We start from the raw sequence: 17,004 nt of genomic DNA on the forward strand, positions 1-17,004 counted from the left end.
CCCCGTGCAACGCCCCGCCGCCGTGCCTACCGTGCAGATCGACAACGACATGGTCACCGTCACCGAGTGGCGCTTTCCGCCCGGCGGCGAAACCGGCTGGCACCGCCATGGCATGAACTATGTGGTGGTGCCGCAAACGACTGGCCCCTTGCTGCTTGACACGCCCGATGGCCAGATCACCAGCCAGCTGACGACCGGCATCGCCTACTATCGACCGGTTGGCGTGGAACACAACGTCATCAATCCCAGCGATACCGAATTCGTTTTCGTCGAGATCGAACTCAAGCAGGCTTGACGCGTCAGCGAGGACCACCATGAAGGCGTTTTTCTCGGAAGAACAGTTGCTGCACACTCCGCAGCAATTCATGCGGCTGGGCCGGCTCAGCGCCCCCACCGATTTGCCGTCCCGCGCGGAAAGCCTGCAAGGCGCGCTGGCGTCGCGAGGCATCAAGGTTGAAGCGCCCTCGGACTACGGCCGCAAGCCTTTGGATAGCATCCACAGTGCCGATTACCTGAACTACCTGGAAACGGCGTATTCACGTTGGCAGTCGCTGAAGGCGCCCGGGGTGGACCCCGGCCCCGAGGTCCTGCCTAACCTGTCGCCCTACTACAACGGCCGCGTCGAACAGGCCGGCCGCGGCCCTTGCCCGTCGCCGTCCATCGTGGCGCAAACGGGCTACTACTTAAGCGACCTGTCCTGCCCGATCGGCCCGCAGACATGGCGGTCGGCGCTGCGCTCCACCCACAGCGCGGTAGCGGCCGCCGATCACGTCGCCAGCACGCACGGCATGGCCTATGCGCTGTGCCGGCCATCGGGCCACCATGCCCATCGTGACCGCGCGGGCGGCTTCTGCTACCTGAACAGCAGCGCCGCGGCGGCAAGCCGTTTGCTGCAAACGTGGTCCAAAGTAGCGGTGCTGGACGTGGACGCGCATCACGGCGACGGCACGCAGAACATCTTCTACCAGCGCGCCGATGTGATGACCGTGTCGCTGCATGCCGACCCCAGCGCCTACTACCCGTTCTACACGGGCTATGCGGAAGAACGCGGCTATGGCGCGGGCGAAGGCTACAACCTGAATCTGCCGCTTGCGCACGGCTCGGGCAACGATCCCTTCCTGGCTGCGTTGGACACGGCATTGACTGCATTGACGGGCTACGCCCCCGAAGCGCTGGTATTGGCCTTAGGCTTTGACACCTACAAAAACGACCCCATCAGCGTCCTGAAGCTGGACATCGACGCCTATCGTGACATCGGCGCCCGTGTCGCCAGCCTGCGCCTGCCCACGGTTGTCGTGCAGGAAGGCGGATACATGGTGCAGGCGATCGGCCCCGCGCTGGACGCGTTTCTGCAAGGCATGGGCCACGCCGGCGCCTGACGCGTTCACCCCACATGGCCTCCGTCCCCGCTGCGATCCTGCCCGCGCCCGCCGCGACGCGCAACGCCGGCATCCTGCTGTTCTTTGCCGCGCTGGTGGCGTTCGCCACCTTTGATGCCGGGTCCAAGCACCTGCTGGAACGCTACCCCGCGCCTTTTCTCAACGTGATGCGCTATCTGGCGGTAATCACGCTGGCGATGTTCATGCTGTGGCGGCACGGCGCGGGCGTGCGCTTGCGCGATGCGCCGGAAAAGCCGTTGCTGGTGCTGCGCGGCGTCATGCTGGCAACGGTTGCCACGTGCTTCATGACCGCCCTGATCTGGATGCCGCTATCGGAAGCCACGGCCATCTACTTCACGTCCCCACTGATCATGGTGGCGCTGTCGCCGTGGCTGCTGGGTGAACGCGTGCGGCCGGTGCAATGGCTGGCGGTGGCGGCGGGCTTTGCGGGCATGCTGCTGATCGTGCGCCCCGGCGCCGATTTGCCGCTGCTGGGCACGGTGCTGATGGCGGTATCGGCCGTCAGCTACGCCATCTTTCAGGTGCTGACACGCAAGCTGTCTGGCAAGGTTCCCGGGCCGGTTCAGTACGCCTATACGGCCATCATTTGCCTGATTGTCACGGCGCTGCCTGCGCCGTTCTTCCTGCCCGACCCCTGGCCAGATCTGGCCGACGCCATCTTCATCATCGCGCTGGGCGCATGCAGCGGGCTGGCGCAGATTCTGCTGATCGCCGCGTTCCAACGCGTGTCGGCAGCCACGCTGGCCCCGTTGAATTACTTTCAGCTGTTGCTGGCCGTGCTGTTCAGCACGTTCTGGTTTCAGCGTCCGCCCGATGCGCTGGCGTTGGCGGGCATGAGCTTGATCATGGCGGCAGGCGTGTTCCTGGCGATGCGCCGGGCGGCCTGATCGCGCACCACCCAATGCGGCATCTGCGGCTGACTCAACTGGTCTCGCGCTGCACCAGCGCGAAACCCAGATCCACATGCCGCTCGTCGATGTCATCGCCCGCCAAATGCCGCATCAGCAGGTCGGCCGCCGACACGCCGATCTGATAGCGCGGCGTGGCAATCGTCGACAAAGGCGGTGTCGTCCACGCCGTGCCGGCCAAGTCATGAAAGCCGATGATGGCCATCTGGCCTGGTACCTCCACGCCCAGCCGCCCGCATTGAAATACCGCGCCTTGGGCCAGATCGTCGTTGCAGAAAAACACGGCGTCGCAATCGGGATGCCGCGCCAGCAGGTCTTCCATCAACGACGCGCCCAGGCTGATGGACGATTTTTCCGGCGTCATGATTTCTAGCGCTTCGTCGTAGCAGCCGGCATCGCGCAACGCCTGCCGCGCGCCTTCGCAACGGCGCAAAGAACGCGGGTCCAGCTGCGCACCCACGATGGCCACCCGCCGATGCCCCCGTTCGGCCAGATGCCGGCAGGCCGCGTAGCCGGAGTCGAATTGAGAAAATCCGACGCTCATGTCCTCGCCATCCGACAGCGTTTCAATCGTATGGACGGTGGGAATATGCTGCGCGCGCAACAGCGCCCAAACGCCGGGGTTGTGGTCGATGCCCGTCAAGATCAGCCCATCGGGCGAATGCTGCAAATACTTGCGCACCAAGGCTTCTTCCGCGTCCGGCGAATAACCCGTCACGCCAATCAGCATGTGATAACCGTGGCGGTCCAGCACGTCTTTGATGCCCGTGATGATGTCCACGAACACCACGTTGCTCAGCGACGGGATCAGCACCACGATGGTCTGCGACCGCGCCGACGCCAGCGCGCTGGCGGCGTGGTTAGGGACATACCCCAATTCCTGGCACACCTGCGCAATACGCATCCGCAGCGTTTCCGCGACCTTGTCCGGCGTGCGCAAGGCGCGCGAAACCGTGATGGCGCTGACGCCCACCCGGCGCGCCACGTCCTGCATGGTGACGCGGCCAACGCGGGTGCTTCGGGGTTTACGAACGGACATTGGCCCTCGCAGCGTGGGATGGGAAGCGCGTAGTCTGACGCAACAAATGGGGCTTGCCAAATAGAAAATGTTAGCGCTAACATTCGCCACAGCATAATCCAAAAAATTCCGGGAAACGGATAGGAGACAACAATGCACGCAAGCCCTTCGGGCCGGCCGGGCGGTACGCCTTTGGCCCGCGCCGCCGACTGGTGTTTCACCTTGCAGACATGGCTGATGGTGGCCTGTCTGATCGTCATGGTCGTGCTGCTGTTCGGCAACGTTGCCCTGCGCTACCTGTTCAATTCCGGCATCAACGCGTCAGACGAAGTCGCCCGCCTGGCATTCGTCTGGATGATCTTTCTGGGCGCGGTCATTGCGCTGCGCGACCACCAGCATATTGGCGTCACGATGCTGGTCGAGCGATTCGGCCCGCGTGCGCGCCGCGTGTCCCACGTGTTCTGCCAATTGCTGGTGCTGTGGGTGCTGTGGCTGATGGCGCAAGGCAGCTGGGTGCAGACCGTGATTGGCATGGACACGGTGCTGCCGGTCACGGGCATGCGCCTGGCGGTGTTCAACACCGCGGCACTGTACGCAGCCGTCGCCATGGGCGTGCTGACGGTGATCGACCTGATACGGGTCTTGATGGGCGGCCCCTTGCCCGCCGAGTCCAGCCCCGAAGATCCCTTGGTCTGATCCCGACTACAGCCCCCCAACAGCCCCCTTCCCGCCCGGACACCCGCAATGATCCTGACCGTCTTCCTGCTTGTGCTGCTGGGGCTGATCGCCCTGGGCATGCCGATTGCCTTTGCGCTGCTGCTCAGCGCCTTGGCCATGATGTTCCAGCTGGACTTCTACGACACGCAAATCCTGGCGCAGAACATGCTTACGGGCGCCAACAGCTTCACCTTGATGGCGGTGCCGCTGTTCATGCTGGCCGGTGAACTGATGAACGCCGGCGGCATTTCGCGCCGCATCGTCAACCTGGCCACCTCGTTTGTGGGACACATCCAGGGCGGCCTGGGTTACGTCGCCATCTTCGCCAGCGTGCTGTTGGCGTCATTGTCAGGCTCGGCCGTGGCGGACGCCGCCGCGCTGGGTTCGCTGCTGATCCCGATGCTGCGCGAGAAAGGTTATGAGGCCGGCCAGGCATCCGGGCTGATCGCCGCGGGCGGCATCATCGCCCCCATCATTCCGCCATCCATCTCTTTCATCATCTTCGGCGTTGCCACCAACGTCTCCATCACCAAGCTATTTTTCGCCGGCATCGCCCCCGGGCTGATGATGGGCCTGACGCTGATCGCGGTGTGGGCGTGGGTGGCGCGCAAGCACGGCAGCATCAAGCCGTCACCGCGCGTGCCGTGGGCCAGCCGCCTGAAGGCGCTGCGCGATTCGCTCTGGGCGCTGATGCTGCCCGTGATCATCATCGGCGGCTTGCGCGGCGGCGTCTTCACGCCCACCGAGGCCGCCGTCGTCGCCGCCGTCTACGCATTGCTGGTCAGCCTGTTCGTCTACCGCGAGATCGGCCTGCGCGACCTGGCGCCGCTGTTCGTCAACGCCGCGCGCACCACTGCCGTCGTCATGTTTCTGGTGGCGGCCGCCATGGTGTCCTCCTACATGATCACGCTGGCCGACATGCCGCAAGACCTGATCGCCCTGCTGGAACCCGTGATGGACCAGCCCAAGATGCTGATGTTCGCGCTGCTGATCCTGCTGACGCTGGTGGGCACGGTGATGGACCTGACGCCCACCATCCTGATTCTTGGCCCGGTGCTCATGCCCGTCGTCATCAAGGCGGGCATCGACCCCGTCTACTTCGGCGTCATGTTCGTCATGGTGGGCAGCGTGGGCCTGTTGACCCCGCCCGTCGGCACGGTGCTGAACGTGGTCTGCGGCGTGGCCCGCATCAATATGGAAACCATCTGCAGAGGCGTGTGGCGCTACGTTGTGGCCTACACGCTTCTGCTGGTCCTGCTGGTGATCTTCCCTGAACTGATCACCGTACCCGCACGCTGGTTGCACTAGCGGCATAGAAAAACCCCAAGGAGGAGCACCATGATCACCCAATTCAAGACTCGTCTACTTGTGCTGGCGACGGCGCTGTCCTGCGCTGTTGCCGGCGTGGCCGCGGCGGCCGACGTCAAGCCGCGCCTGATCCGTTTTGGCTACGGCCTGAATGAAGAAAGCGTCCAGGGCCGCGCCGCGCGCTTCCTGGCGCAAGAGCTGGAAAAGGTCAGTGATGGCAAGCTGAAGATGAAGACGTTCGGCTCGGCCAACCTGGGCTCTGACGAACAGATGCAAGGCGCGCTGGCCGGCGGCGCGCAGGAAATGATGGTGGGCTCCACCGCGCCCTTGGCGGGCATGGTGAAGGAATTCGGCGTGTTCGACCTTCCCTTCCTGTTCAACAGCGAAAAGGAAGCCGACGCGGTGCTTGATGGCCCCTTGGGCCAAGACCTGATGAAGAAGCTGGAAGCCAAGGGCCTGGTCGGCCTGGTCTATTGGGAAAACGGCTTTCGCAACATGACCAATTCCAAGCGCCCCATCACGCGCGCGGAAGACCTGCAAGGCATCAAGCTGCGCGTCATGCAGAACCAGATCGCGCTGGGGGTCTTCAACACGCTGGGCGCCAACGCCGTGCCCATGCCGTTCTCGGAATTGTTCACCGCGCTGGAAACCCGCACGGTCGACGGCCAGGAAAACCCCATCACCACCATCCAGAGCAGCAAGTTCTATGAAGTGCAGCCCTTCCTGACCATCACGCGCCACGTCTACACGCCGTGGGTGGTGCTGGCGTCCAAGAAATGGTGGGACACCCTGTCGCCTGACGAACAGAAACTGATTCGGCAAGCCGCTGCGGCGTCGCGTGATTTTGAACGCAAGGACAGCCGCGCCGATTCCACCAAGGCCATGACCACGCTTGAGCAAGCCGGCATGAAGATCAATACCGTCACGCCCGAAGAAGTGGCGCGCATGCGGCAAAAGGTGCAGCCCGTGGTGGACAAGTACACGCAAGAACTCGGCCCTGACCTCGTCAAGCAGTTGAACGACGAGATCCAGAAGGCGCGCAACTGACGCCTCCCGATTGACGCAAGTGAAGCAAGCGAGCCTCTCATGTCTCAGACACCCCGCAAGTTACGCAGCCAGAAATGGTTCGACGATCCGTCTCACGCCGACATGACGGCGATCTATGTCGAGCGCTATCTGAACTACGGCCTGACGCGGCAGGAGCTGCAATCCGGACGGCCGATCATCGGCATCGCCCAGACGGGCAGCGACCTGGCGCCCTGCAACCGCCATCACCTGGCGCTGGCTGAACGCATCAAGGCGGGTATCCGGGACGCGGGGGGCATTCCGATGGAGTTCCCCGTGCATCCGCTGGCCGAACAGGGGCGGCGGCCCACGGCGGCGCTGGATCGCAACCTGGCCTATCTGGGCCTGGTTGAAATTCTGCACGGCTATCCGCTGGACGGCGTGGTCTTGACGACCGGTTGCGACAAGACCACGCCCGCCTGTCTGATGGCCGCCGCCACGGTCGACCTGCCCGCCATCGTGCTGTCGGGCGGCCCGATGCTGGACGGCTGGCACGACGGCCAGCGGGTGGGGTCAGGCACCGTCATCTGGCATGCGCGCAACTTGATGGCGGCCGGCAAGCTGGACTATGAAGGCTTCATGACGCTGGCCACGGCGTCATCGCCATCGGTGGGCCACTGCAACACCATGGGCACCGCGCTCTCCATGAACTCGCTGGCCGAAGCGCTGGGCATGTCGCTGCCCACCTGCGCCAGCATCCCGGCGCCCTACCGGGAACGCGCGCAAATGGCCTATGCCACGGGCTTGCGCATCTGCGACATGGTGCGCGAAGACTTGCGGCCGTCGCACATCCTGACGCGGCAAGCGTTTGAAAACGCCATCGTCGTGGCATCGGCACTGGGCGCGTCCACCAACTGTCCGCCTCACTTGATTGCGATGGCCCGGCACGCCGGCATCGACCTAAGCCTGGACGACTGGCAGCGGCTGGGCGAAGACGTGCCCTTGCTGGTCAACTGCGTGCCAGCCGGCGAGCATCTGGGAGAAGGCTTCCACCGTGCGGGCGGCGTGCCGGCCGTCATGCATGAATTGCTGGTCGCCGGGCGCCTGCATGCCGACTGCCCCACCGTGTCCGGCAAGACGATTGGCGACATTGCTTCGGCTGCCAAGACGCGAGACGCCGACGTCATTCGCACCTGCGATGCGCCGCTGAAACATCGCGCGGGCTTCATCGTGCTGTCGGGCAATTTCTTCGACAGCGCCATTATCAAGATGTCGGTCGTGGGCGAAGCCTTCCGCCGCGCCTACTTGTCCGAACCCGGTTCCGAGAACGCGTTCGAAGCGCGCGCCATCGTGTTCGAAGGCCCCGAGGACTATCACGCGCGCATCGAAGACCCTGCGCTGAACATCGACGAGCACTGCATTCTGGTGATACGCGGCGCGGGCACGGTGGGCTACCCGGGCAGCGCCGAAGTCGTCAACATGGCGCCGCCGTCACACCTGATCAAGCGCGGCGTGGATTCCCTGCCCTGCCTGGGCGACGGCCGGCAAAGCGGCACGTCGGCCAGCCCGTCCATTCTGAACATGTCGCCCGAAGCGGCCGTGGGCGGCGGCCTGGCGCTGCTGCGCACGGGCGACAAGATCCGCGTCGATTTGAATCAACGCAGCGTCACGGCCTTGGTGGATGACGCCGAAATGGCGCGGCGCAAACAAGAACCCCCGTATCAGGCGCCCGCCTCGCAAACACCGTGGCAAGAGCTGTATCGGCAACTGGTCGGCCAACTATCGACCGGCGGCTGCCTGGAACCGGCCACGCTCTATCTGAAGGTGATTGAAACGCGGGGCGACCCCCGGCATTCACATTGACTGGTTGTACGCCAGCCACGCTGTGAACAAGTCCGGCCAGGCATGCACGCGCGTGCCTGGTTTGCCCAGCCCCCAGCCATGCTTGCCTTGGGGAAAGATGTGCATCTCGGCGGGCACGCCCACCCGGCGCAGCGCGTTGAACATCAGCAGGCTGTTATCGACGGGCGAGATCGGGTCGTCCTGCGCTTGCGCCAGGAATACCGGCGGCATCTGCGCCGTCACCAGATGATCTACCGAGTACGCCACGCTTTGCTCGGCCGTGGGATGTTCGCCCACAATTTCGCGGCGCGCATGGGTGTGGTCAAACGGCGGCATGAAGGTCAGCACCGGGTAGATCAGCGCTGCAAAATCGGGGCGCGACGACATGCTGTCGGCAGCGTCCACCGCAGCGTAATGCGGCACGGTGGGCGTGGCCGCGGTAAAGCCCGCCAGATGCCCGCCGGCGGAAAAACCGATTACGCCGATACGCCCGCCATCCAGACCAAACCGCCCTGCCGCCGCCCGGATCACCCGCAATGCGCGCTGCCCGTCTTGCAAAGGCGCGATCGCTGGCCAATGCTCGCCCGGCAGGCGATACACCAGCTCAAACGCGGTCACGCCTTGCGCCTGCAACCATAGGCAAGTGGGCGTGCTTTCCGTTCCGCATTCGATATGCGCGTAGCCGCCGCCGGCAATCACCAGCGCCGCCGTACCGTTGGGTTGCGCCGGGCGGTAGACCACCAGACGTGGCCGCGACACCTGCGTGATGGAACCCTTGGCGCTGACCTGCTCAGGCCCTTCCGGGCCGCGCCCGTCAGGCGCGCGATTGCCCGGCCACAGGTCCAAGGTCTCTTGCTGCGTGGTCAGCGTGCCGGCGGCGGACGACGGACTCGCCCACCCCAGCGCCGCCCCCGACATGGCCGCAAATAGAAGTTCCCGACGCTTGTTCAACATGACGCATCCTTGCCCGGGCCATGGGCGCCTTCGGAACGATGCGCCGCTGCTTGAACAGCCCGACTGTGGGGCATTACATCAGAGAAGGCGCCCGCTGCGAGCAGGCGAAATGGCGCGAACCATTTCGCTGCGTTACGCCAAACCGGTGTCTTTCAAGGAGATATCAATCGCCTGACCGTTGGCCGAACCGATCGGGGGAATCAGCCGCTTTTGGCGCCGGGCGGCTCAGCACGTAGGCCGCGCTGGCAATAAAGAAGAGACCAACGCCCGCGGCCAACGGCCACGACGGATGCGCGCTCCACCAGAACACCGCGTAACCCACCGCCATGCCCAGGCAGGCATACGTCTTGCCCTTGCGCGACACCGCGCCCTGCTCGCGCCACGTGCGCAGCGCCGGGCCGTAGGTGGGGCTATCCAGCAGCCACTTTTCCAAACGCGGCGACGACCGCGAGAAGCAGCCCACGGCAAGAATCAGAAATATCGTCGTCGGCATGACCGGCAGGAACGCGCCGATGACGCCCAGTGCCAGCATCACGCAGCCCAACGCCAACCATAGAGCTTTGATCATGATGGTCAGCAGAATATCGCAAATGCGGGRCCGGAGCCGAGCAGGCAGACGCGCGGCAACGGTTACGACCGGGGTTCCGGCTGCTTGGCGCGCAGCATGTCCATGAATCTCGGGCTGGGGTTACCGCCCGCTGCACGAGACTTGACGACCATCGCCCACGCCTGGTCATACTGGCCACGCCAGTAATAGGCCGTTGCCCACGACGCATACAGATAGCCCTTGTCCGGCTCCACGGCTTCGCCCTTGCGGTACCACTCATCGGAACGGGCCGTTGCCGCCACCCGGGCTTCGGGCGGCAAGGTCTTATCGTCCGCCGCGCAGCGCGCGGCAATGCGCCCGGCGTCCGCATAAATGCCTTGGAACGTAGGCGGATCATGGCTGATCGCCTGGTCCATCATGCTCATGGCCTGGCAATATTTCCCCTGGTCGTGCAGCACCGCGGCAAAGCCGGTGTAGACCTCTGGGTTGTCGGGGTTCAGCAACCACGCCTGATTGAAGCGCCGCATCGCCATGCCCAACTGGTCTGACTGATAGAAGCGGTATCCCTGCCCGACCCACGCCTGCGACGCCTTTTCCGCAGAACCAAATGCGCGAGTCGCATCCGCGATGAGCTTTTTGTCACTGGCTTGAAGTTCAGCGGCGGCCGACCGGTCCATGCCGCCATACATGGGCAGCTCGTCCAGGCGCGATTGCGCCGGCTTTTCCGGCGGCGGCGTAATCGCGCATCCGGCGAGCCACAAGGCGGGGATCAAGACGATGGGCTTCAAGACGTTATGCATGGGCTAGGCAGTGGGGGACGTACCCGGACCTTATCAGATAACGCCGAGATAACGCCCCCGAGACAGCCCCGGGCCACGGCCCGAACGACGCTGTGTCAATCCGACCGAAGCTTGCCAGTCGCGGGGTCCGTCGTCGCCTCAACGGTAGATACCGACTCGCCTGGGTATTTAAGACTGGCGGCGGCAACGGCTTCATCCCGCGTGGGGTAATGCCCGGCGTCTTCTTCCACGCCTAGCAAAGCGATGCGCCGAAAACTCCAATGGCCGTCGGTATGCTGAAAAACTTCGATCATCATTTTCGAAATCCTCCGTGGGTGAGGCGCTTTTTTGGATTGTCATCGACGGATCAGCAAGTCTCTTTCCCAACCTGTGCCGTCGGTGTCGCCGCGTAGCCTGTCTTGCGGGATACGCTTTTCGGGATGCATCTGTCGGCATACCCCTTTCGGAAAGCGCCTTCCCGGCATGCTTCTTTCGGCATGAGTTTTGCTGCCTCGGCTCGCATTCCTATCTTCAAGGTCAGCAGCATGAACATCTCCGCATCTGACACGCCCCCCTCCAAAGCGCCCGAACCTGCAAGGCCGGCCGATAAATCCCCCCAACCACCTGACAAGCCGCCCCCCGTCAAACCGAGCGACGCCAGCGAAAATACCCAAGGCAATGAGGGGTAGCGGCGCGCGCGCCCATCGGGCACGCGAATTGCTGAACAGCCACGCCGCGGCGGTGGTCGCCATTCGGGTCAAGCATGGCGACACCGGCACTCCCCCTGCCGCTGCGGCGACAACCACCTGATCCGTGGATTTGCCCCGCTTGGCGGGGCTTTTTTTTGCTCGACCGGCAGAATTTGCGCTGGGCCTGAACTCAGCCATGCGTGGCATGGCACTTGCTGAATATCCGGCTCATCGAACCCGGGAGACCCCAATGAAATCCGACGCCATCGCCGAAGCCGACGTTCCCGCTCGCGGGGATCGATCGCTGATACAGGAATTGAAAGACATCGACGCAAGCCGGCCAGACTTTCCTGGTGAGCATCTGCTGGTCTTCGGGCTTGGCGCCTGGCTGCTCGTGGCCGGCATGCGGGGCACCACCGTGTTCAGGCGGATGGCCTTCACGGCGGCCGGCACGGCACTCATCGGACGCGCCGCAAGCGGCACAGGCGGCATCGCGCGTGTGGCCAGGCTGCTAAAGAAAATCAGCTAGGAGCAAACCATGAATTCCCCTGACGCCAGCCAAAAATCCGACCAACAGTCCGACCAACAACGCGACCCGCATCCCGCCGAGATCCCGCCCGCCAAAAGAAAGGATGAAGGCAAAGACGCCCCGTCGAAATCCGGCGAGAAGGACGGCAAACCCTGGCCGCCCGATAGCATCCCCAACCCGATGCCCGGTGTGGACCCGCAGCAAACGCCCGGAATTGATTGATTAAGTCTGCCCTGATTTCCTGCCGGCACCGGCTGACTTGGTATTGACCCTGGACGCGCCAGATGGAAGCGATGTGGGATTTTCTTCAATGGCCGGCCATGGTCACGTCGCTTGCGGCGGCTTGGCTCGTTGCCTCGCAAGGCCCAGGCAAACGCAAGGCAGGATTCTGGGTATTCCTGCTGAGCAATGTGCTGTGGATCGCATGGGGCATGCACGATGGCGCGTTCGCACTGATCGCGCTTCAAGTCGGGCTAGCGGCGCTGAATATTCGCCGCGTGATCAAGAACGCACATTCGACGCCAAGCGAACCGCAAGCGTAAACCTCGCCGCACGGCAGGACATAACGGGTTATGCATCAGGCGCCTGCATATTCTTGCGGCTGCCTAGCAATTGAAAACCAATATGAATGCATGAACTGCCAGGTGACACGACCGGTATCTGGTGAATACTTGGTTAACTCTGCCTCGCAAAAAGAAATGCCCCGGTTTTTTAGCCGGGGCATTTCTTTAGGTCGTAATTGCTACGAGTCTGGGCGAATTTTGCATAACTTGATTTACGTTATCAAGCTCGGAAGGTAGAGCTGGTCCATGATCCAAAGCCCCGCGACCCCAATGCAGGCAGCGGTCAGGAAAGACCGCCGCGAATGGCGCAGGCCGATGGATGCCAAGGAAAATGCCTTGTTCCTTTTCCGGCTCTGCTTCTCCCATATTTTCAAAGTGAATAGATATCCACCGTATATCACGGGATACGACGTCAACAGCATCAAGAAAGCGCGATGAGGCAGTGGCTCATCGAGCGCGGTCAGCGCCAATGCGCACGCAGAACTGACCAGCAACACGGCGCTTTCGATGTAATCCTGTATCGACGCGACAGCCAGTTCCGCTTTAGGCGTGCCACGCTGATGTCTCACTACGCCGCGGCCGGCTGTCAGTCCGGCCATCGCTGCGAGCCAAAACGAGCAATAAGATAGAAAGTGCGACCGCCCGGCCTCGGAAATCACAAATGCCGACACGCTGGACTTATTCAGGAAAACAATTACCAACACGGGCGGCACGAGCAAGAGAAGTGCCAGACCAAAGATGGCCCAATCAACGTGGGTCAATGTCTCGCTTTTTTTCAACACTCCAGACTCCCTACGGTGGGTTCGGGTTTTCTTGATAGCTGCGCGTCCAACGCCGGAAATGAGGAATTGGGGGCCCACCATTATCCGATTCAACCACCCGTATTCCCACCCGTAAATCTGCTGGCACCCGTTGTGGCTGTGGGGGGCATTAGCGGCGCAGAATGCAAAAAAGCCGCGAAGTCAAAGACTTACGCGGCTTTCTAGGCATTGCTACACAGTGCTTGGCACTGCTTTGCAGGAATCTGGTAGGCGGTATTGGAAGCGGAAGAGCTGCGTAGGCCGTTGATCTATAAGGAAGTGACCGTAGGGCACCCGCAAACTTACCCTCATTCCTACCCTTATATTCCGTCACTGAATCTGCTGCCCCCCAAACTGCATCCTGTTTAGAGGAGTCCACATCAGTGCTGCCGGACGCCGAGTTACTTGCCATATGGTTGCCGACGCTCAACATGGGCGCAGCACAACGGTCGCAAGCTTAATGTTCGGGGTAACTTTTCGCCATGAGCACGGTAACCAACTCGTCTACAGCAAGGTGGCCCCAGGATGCCTCCGATGGGCCATGCACTTTCAGCATACGCTTGTAGCCCTCCGCAGACGGGCCATGCGAATTGAAGCTGCGCCCCGTGAAACTGCTAAATCTGTGCATTTTCTCGACCAAGAATTTCGCAATTCCCATCAGCTCGCCTTCATTGTTGCCGTCAAACCCCTCGAACTTCGAGGTCACTCCGTAGGGAGCTGCGCGCCGATTAAGGTCTTCTCGTTGTTTGTCGTCAAGATTTTGGATGGAATGCTCGATGGACTCCCACATGTCCATGACTTCCATTACATAGAGAACGTTAGGAGGAGTGTCCTCTCCGTCATCCCCTACGATTCCTGGCATTCCCAGGGTTAGCGCCCAAGTATTTCCACTGAAGATCGCGGACTTTACGAAGTCAGCGTCCACCTCTCCGTTGACGCCAAGCTTTTCATACAACTCGGACAGCATCACCAAGGAGAGTTTTTCGGCGCTTGTCAGTTTCATATTGACACCTTTAGTTTAATTATGCATAGCTTAGCATGAGCTTGTTCCCACAGGATGCGGAAAATCTCTCTGTGCGTTGGCCGAGTGAGAGACCATTGGTCCCAATGGCGGTCCGGGGCATCTCCCTCACAGTTGCTTAGGCGCAACGCAATTTGACGGAATTGCCAATTTGACAAAATCGTCAAACTGGCTGGTAGAATGATCAAATGAATTCAGGCAACACCACGATCACTACGCCCGGCCAACGGATTTCCCAGCTATTGGACGATCGCGGCTGGACGAAACGCGTCCTCGCTGTCGTCTTAGGCATAGACGAGGCCAGCGTGAGCAGAATCATTGCAGACAAGAAGTCGCTCACTCCTCTTTTGGCTTTGGGCTTGGAAGACGTGTTCGGCCTGCCCGCGGAGTCTTTCTTAGAGGTACAGGCAAAATACGATGTCGCCGTCGCTCGGCTGTCTACGCCGCCCGATCCAAGCAGGGCCAGTCGCGCCAAGCTTTTTGGCGATTTTCCAGTTGCTGAGATGATCAAGCGCGGATGGATTCACGCCGAAAGTCTCAAAGACACGCAACAGGTAGAGGCCGAGCTGCTTCGCTTCTTCCGCGCCGAAAGCCACTTTGAAATTGAAAAATTGCCCCACGCGGCAAAGAAGTCTGATGCACTATCGCAAGTTTCGGGAGCCCAACTGGCATGGCTTTACCGCGTTAGGAAGATTGCATCGGAAATGCTAGTGCCGAAGTACAACGATCTGTCTGGACGGCGGGCCGTGAAAGAGTTAACGACCCTGCTCCGGTCAAAAGAAGAAACCCGGAAGGTCCCCAGAGTTTTGGCAGAGAACGGCATCCGGTTCCTCATCGTCGAAGCGCTACCGTCGACCAAAATAGACGGCGCGTGCCTATGGCTCAACGACCATTCACCGGTCGTAGCGATGTCCATGCGCTTCGACCGGATTGACAATTTTTGGTTCGTCCTCCGGCACGAGCTTGAGCATGTTTTGCGTGGGGATGGTAAAGAGTCTGCAATCCTTGAGGTGGATTTGGATGGCAAATCGTGCAGCGCTGATACCGACGTCGAGGCTATGGAGAAGGCCGCAAATGAGGCGGCGGCTGAATTCTGTGTTCCGACCAAGAAACTCGAAGCGTTCATTGCGAGAAAGGCCCCGTTCTTTGCCGACCGTGATCTCCAAGGTTTCGCGACCACGCTTGGGGTCCATCCCGGCTTGGTAGCAGGCCGGCTACAACATCAAACGGGCCGCTACGACCGGTTTAGATCCTACCTAGAGAAAATTCGTCATATTGTCGCCCCTAGCTCAATCGTCGACGGTTGGGGCGATTTCGTACCTGTCGACGAATGAGAGGATTATCTAATTGAGCAATAAATCAACCGAAATGCAGCGCTTCATTCGCCACTACAAAGAAGCCACCGGCGAAAAAGAAGTTGATATGCATAAAGTCGCAGAATTCGCTGCGCAAACGGGCTGGCCGCTGCCAAAACCCCGGACGGCACTTGATCGGCTGGCAGAACAGTTTTCGCAAGCCGCCCGCCAAGAAACCAGGCGCGACCCCAAAACTGGGCGTCCGTACCGCGCGAACCACGCATTGCAGCAGTGGCACGGAAAAACCCAACTGACGCTCTGGATCGATATTGACGAAGCCCCTAGAGGGCCGATGCTCAAATCACTGATCAACCGACGCGAACAAATGGTGGGCGATGGTCTGCAGCTCACGCTGGACGCCGATCATTGGAATAGTATCCATACCGACGAAGAACCGATTGCGATTCCTCTCGACTTCACTGACGACGTGGCGTGGCGGAAGAACGCTCCGGATGAAGACGAGAAAGCAGCTTAGAAAAGTGCGCCAACACCGATCTATCTGAAGTCACCCACCACATCCGGAGCATGCACGATTCGAGGTGCTGCGCGATGTTAAAGGTCGATCATCTTGCCGTCAACAAGGAAGCCGTAGCCTCAGTGCCACGGCTTCTTTACCTCAACTCGCGCCCATTTGACGGCGCACTTATGCGGGAGTCGCGTCAATCGCCTCCCCCGAACTCTCGGCGATAAAAGTCGTGATACTGATCAACGCCGAGCCGTCTTGCTCCCACGGCAAGCTTGGCGTCCGATCGCGGCATGATGGTCTGCGGCTTCGAAGAGATTGACGGTCGGCGCTACTACCAGGGCTGGTTGATGCAGTGGATGAGCACACGATAAAGCCTTACCACCTGTGCGTTGCGCGAGGCCGTCGGAACCAAAGAAGCAAATCGGTTCCCCACACCCGCGCCCATTGCTTCCACAGAAGTCGCGTTTTTTTCAAGCGTGCAGGTCGTTTCCATCGGATGGCGGATAGCGGCGCGCTCGCGGTCCAACCGACAATCCTAGGCAATGGGTGGGCACAGTGCACACCCACTCAGCCCGCAGGGGAACGAAGGAACGACCAATCATGCCCGCCGGCTCTCGGCTATCCGATGTGGTTCTCGAACTTCCCGATCATTCGACGTGCCGCGTTCAACGCCGTCTTGTGGTGGGACCAGGTCGGCGTGGCTCGTTGCACACGCAGTTCATCTGCACGCTGCCCACCGGCGAACTCGTGACCTGGCTCTCCGGAAAAAGGTATCGGTTGCCTGACGGCAAAGTGGGAATTGCGGTGGCATACAGTGCCTCGCTCTCATAGAGCCATCCTGCCGACGCACTCAGAAGCGCCCTCTCATAGATGCCCTCGCACTTCAGTCCGGCGATTCGGGCTCGATCTGCAAATGCCGCAAGTTCTTCAGCTCGGTCGCTAACCCGGCCGAGCATGTAGACCAGCAGATCGAGGGCAGTCGTTCCTGCCAGGCTTCCTCCCGCAGCCGCGGGATCGTGGATGACCGCGTCATTGAAGAGATCAACGGCCGCCGCTTCTAACGGAGGTGGTGGACGCAAGGGAGAGAGCCTGACAAGCGGACC

The 17,004-nt window shown here is 61.5% G+C and carries 20 protein-coding genes; 12 read left to right on the forward strand and 8 right to left on the reverse strand.

The features are described from left to right. The first annotated feature begins 4 nt into the window (after positions 1–4). From AC1DSJ_RS27510 to AC1DSJ_RS27520, 3 genes are read left to right on the forward strand one after another with little or no spacing between them, the layout of a single operon-like run. Positions 5–295: a cupin domain-containing protein gene (locus AC1DSJ_RS27510; RefSeq protein WP_054422342.1), complete on the forward strand. Its 291-nt coding sequence runs from the start codon at positions 5–7 to the stop codon at positions 293–295. 19 nt (positions 296–314) lie between these two features. Beyond that, positions 315–1,379 carry a histone deacetylase family protein gene (locus AC1DSJ_RS27515; RefSeq protein ID WP_441372595.1) on the forward strand — a complete coding sequence of 355 codons (1,065 nt, stop codon included), beginning with the start codon at positions 315–317 and terminating at the stop codon, positions 1,377–1,379. 14 nt (positions 1,380–1,393) lie between these two features. After that, complete coding sequence (locus AC1DSJ_RS27520; RefSeq protein ID WP_441372594.1) at positions 1,394–2,287, forward strand: DMT family transporter; 894 nt, start codon at positions 1,394–1,396, stop codon at positions 2,285–2,287. Positions 2,288–2,321: 34 nt separating this feature from the next. Here AC1DSJ_RS27520 and gntR read toward each other — a convergent pair whose 3' ends face one another. Beyond that, complete coding sequence (gene gntR / locus AC1DSJ_RS27525) at positions 2,322–3,347, reverse strand: HTH-type transcriptional regulator GntR (RefSeq protein ID WP_175169834.1); 1,026 nt, start codon at positions 3,345–3,347, stop codon at positions 2,322–2,324. Between the two features lie 132 nt (positions 3,348–3,479). Between gntR and AC1DSJ_RS27530 the strand changes: the two genes are divergently transcribed. From AC1DSJ_RS27530 to AC1DSJ_RS27545, 4 genes are read left to right on the forward strand one after another with little or no spacing between them, the layout of a single operon-like run. Next, positions 3,480–4,022 carry a TRAP transporter small permease gene (locus AC1DSJ_RS27530; RefSeq protein WP_054422346.1) on the forward strand — a complete coding sequence of 181 codons (543 nt, stop codon included), beginning with the start codon at positions 3,480–3,482 and terminating at the stop codon, positions 4,020–4,022. Positions 4,023–4,070: 48 nt separating this feature from the next. Next, positions 4,071–5,351, forward strand: a complete 1,281-nt coding sequence (locus AC1DSJ_RS27535; protein WP_054422347.1) for a TRAP transporter large permease — start codon at positions 4,071–4,073, stop codon at positions 5,349–5,351. Positions 5,352–5,381: 30 nt separating this feature from the next. Continuing rightward, on the forward strand, positions 5,382–6,398 hold the full coding sequence (locus AC1DSJ_RS27540) for a TRAP transporter substrate-binding protein (RefSeq protein ID WP_054422348.1): 1,017 nt from the start codon (positions 5,382–5,384) through the stop codon (positions 6,396–6,398). Positions 6,399–6,437: 39 nt separating this feature from the next. After that, positions 6,438–8,219 carry an IlvD/Edd family dehydratase gene (locus AC1DSJ_RS27545; protein ID WP_054422349.1) on the forward strand — a complete coding sequence of 594 codons (1,782 nt, stop codon included), beginning with the start codon at positions 6,438–6,440 and terminating at the stop codon, positions 8,217–8,219. On the opposite strand, the gene AC1DSJ_RS27550 is transcribed toward AC1DSJ_RS27545, so the two are convergent. The 4 genes from AC1DSJ_RS27550 to AC1DSJ_RS27565 form a co-directional block, all read right to left on the reverse strand. Beyond that, complete coding sequence (locus tag AC1DSJ_RS27550) at positions 8,211–9,152, reverse strand: alpha/beta hydrolase (protein ID WP_441372593.1); 942 nt, start codon at positions 9,150–9,152, stop codon at positions 8,211–8,213. The two genes, AC1DSJ_RS27545 and AC1DSJ_RS27550, sit on opposite strands and share 9 nt — an antisense overlap. 163 nt (positions 9,153–9,315) lie before the next feature. Next, positions 9,316–9,720, reverse strand: coding sequence for a YbaN family protein (locus tag AC1DSJ_RS27555; protein ID WP_441372592.1), 405 nt, complete (start codon positions 9,718–9,720; stop codon positions 9,316–9,318). Between the two features lie 62 nt (positions 9,721–9,782). Beyond that, a complete protein-coding gene (locus AC1DSJ_RS27560) occupies positions 9,783–10,499 on the reverse strand; it encodes a tetratricopeptide repeat protein (RefSeq protein WP_441372591.1) in 717 nt (238 codons plus the stop codon). Positions 10,500–10,594: 95 nt separating this feature from the next. Beyond that, positions 10,595–10,795 carry a hypothetical protein gene (locus AC1DSJ_RS27565; protein ID WP_342066538.1) on the reverse strand — a complete coding sequence of 67 codons (201 nt, stop codon included), beginning with the start codon at positions 10,793–10,795 and terminating at the stop codon, positions 10,595–10,597. 622 nt (positions 10,796–11,417) lie between these two features. Between AC1DSJ_RS27565 and AC1DSJ_RS27570 the strand changes: the two genes are divergently transcribed. The 3 genes from AC1DSJ_RS27570 to AC1DSJ_RS27580 all read left to right on the forward strand — a co-directional run bounded on the left by AC1DSJ_RS27570 (position 11,418) and on the right by AC1DSJ_RS27580 (position 12,238). Further along, positions 11,418–11,696 (forward strand): hypothetical protein, encoded by a 279-nt coding sequence (locus tag AC1DSJ_RS27570; protein ID WP_441372590.1) that lies wholly within the window; start codon positions 11,418–11,420, stop codon positions 11,694–11,696. A gap of 9 nt (positions 11,697–11,705) precedes the next feature. Beyond that, positions 11,706–11,918 (forward strand): hypothetical protein, encoded by a 213-nt coding sequence (locus AC1DSJ_RS27575; RefSeq protein WP_441372589.1) that lies wholly within the window; start codon positions 11,706–11,708, stop codon positions 11,916–11,918. Between the two features lie 71 nt (positions 11,919–11,989). Then, positions 11,990–12,238 (forward strand): hypothetical protein, encoded by a 249-nt coding sequence (locus AC1DSJ_RS27580; RefSeq protein WP_476760428.1) that lies wholly within the window; start codon positions 11,990–11,992, stop codon positions 12,236–12,238. Between the two features lie 233 nt (positions 12,239–12,471). Here the strand turns inward: AC1DSJ_RS27580 and AC1DSJ_RS27585 are convergent, their stop codons facing one another. Both AC1DSJ_RS27585 and AC1DSJ_RS27590 read right to left on the reverse strand, forming a co-directional pair. Next, on the reverse strand, positions 12,472–13,041 hold the full coding sequence (locus AC1DSJ_RS27585) for a hypothetical protein (protein ID WP_441372587.1): 570 nt from the start codon (positions 13,039–13,041) through the stop codon (positions 12,472–12,474). A 475-nt stretch (positions 13,042–13,516) separates the two neighbouring features. Beyond that, a complete protein-coding gene (locus tag AC1DSJ_RS27590) occupies positions 13,517–14,062 on the reverse strand; it encodes a YfbU family protein (RefSeq protein ID WP_441372586.1) in 546 nt (181 codons plus the stop codon). A gap of 206 nt (positions 14,063–14,268) precedes the next feature. Between AC1DSJ_RS27590 and AC1DSJ_RS27595 the strand changes: the two genes are divergently transcribed. Both AC1DSJ_RS27595 and AC1DSJ_RS27600 read left to right on the forward strand, forming a co-directional pair. Beyond that, positions 14,269–15,414: a helix-turn-helix transcriptional regulator gene (locus AC1DSJ_RS27595; RefSeq protein WP_441372585.1), complete on the forward strand. Its 1,146-nt coding sequence runs from the start codon at positions 14,269–14,271 to the stop codon at positions 15,412–15,414. A gap of 13 nt (positions 15,415–15,427) precedes the next feature. Further along, positions 15,428–15,910 carry a hypothetical protein gene (locus AC1DSJ_RS27600; protein ID WP_441372584.1) on the forward strand — a complete coding sequence of 161 codons (483 nt, stop codon included), beginning with the start codon at positions 15,428–15,430 and terminating at the stop codon, positions 15,908–15,910. A gap of 656 nt (positions 15,911–16,566) precedes the next feature. Here the strand turns inward: AC1DSJ_RS27600 and AC1DSJ_RS27605 are convergent. Then, entirely contained in the window at positions 16,567–16,980 is a 414-nt protein-coding gene (locus AC1DSJ_RS27605) for a DUF2514 family protein (RefSeq protein WP_441372583.1), read from the reverse strand. Between the last annotated feature and the right edge of the window lie 24 nt (positions 16,981–17,004).

It is taken from the genome of Achromobacter sp. 01N37, from assembly GCF_056399725.1.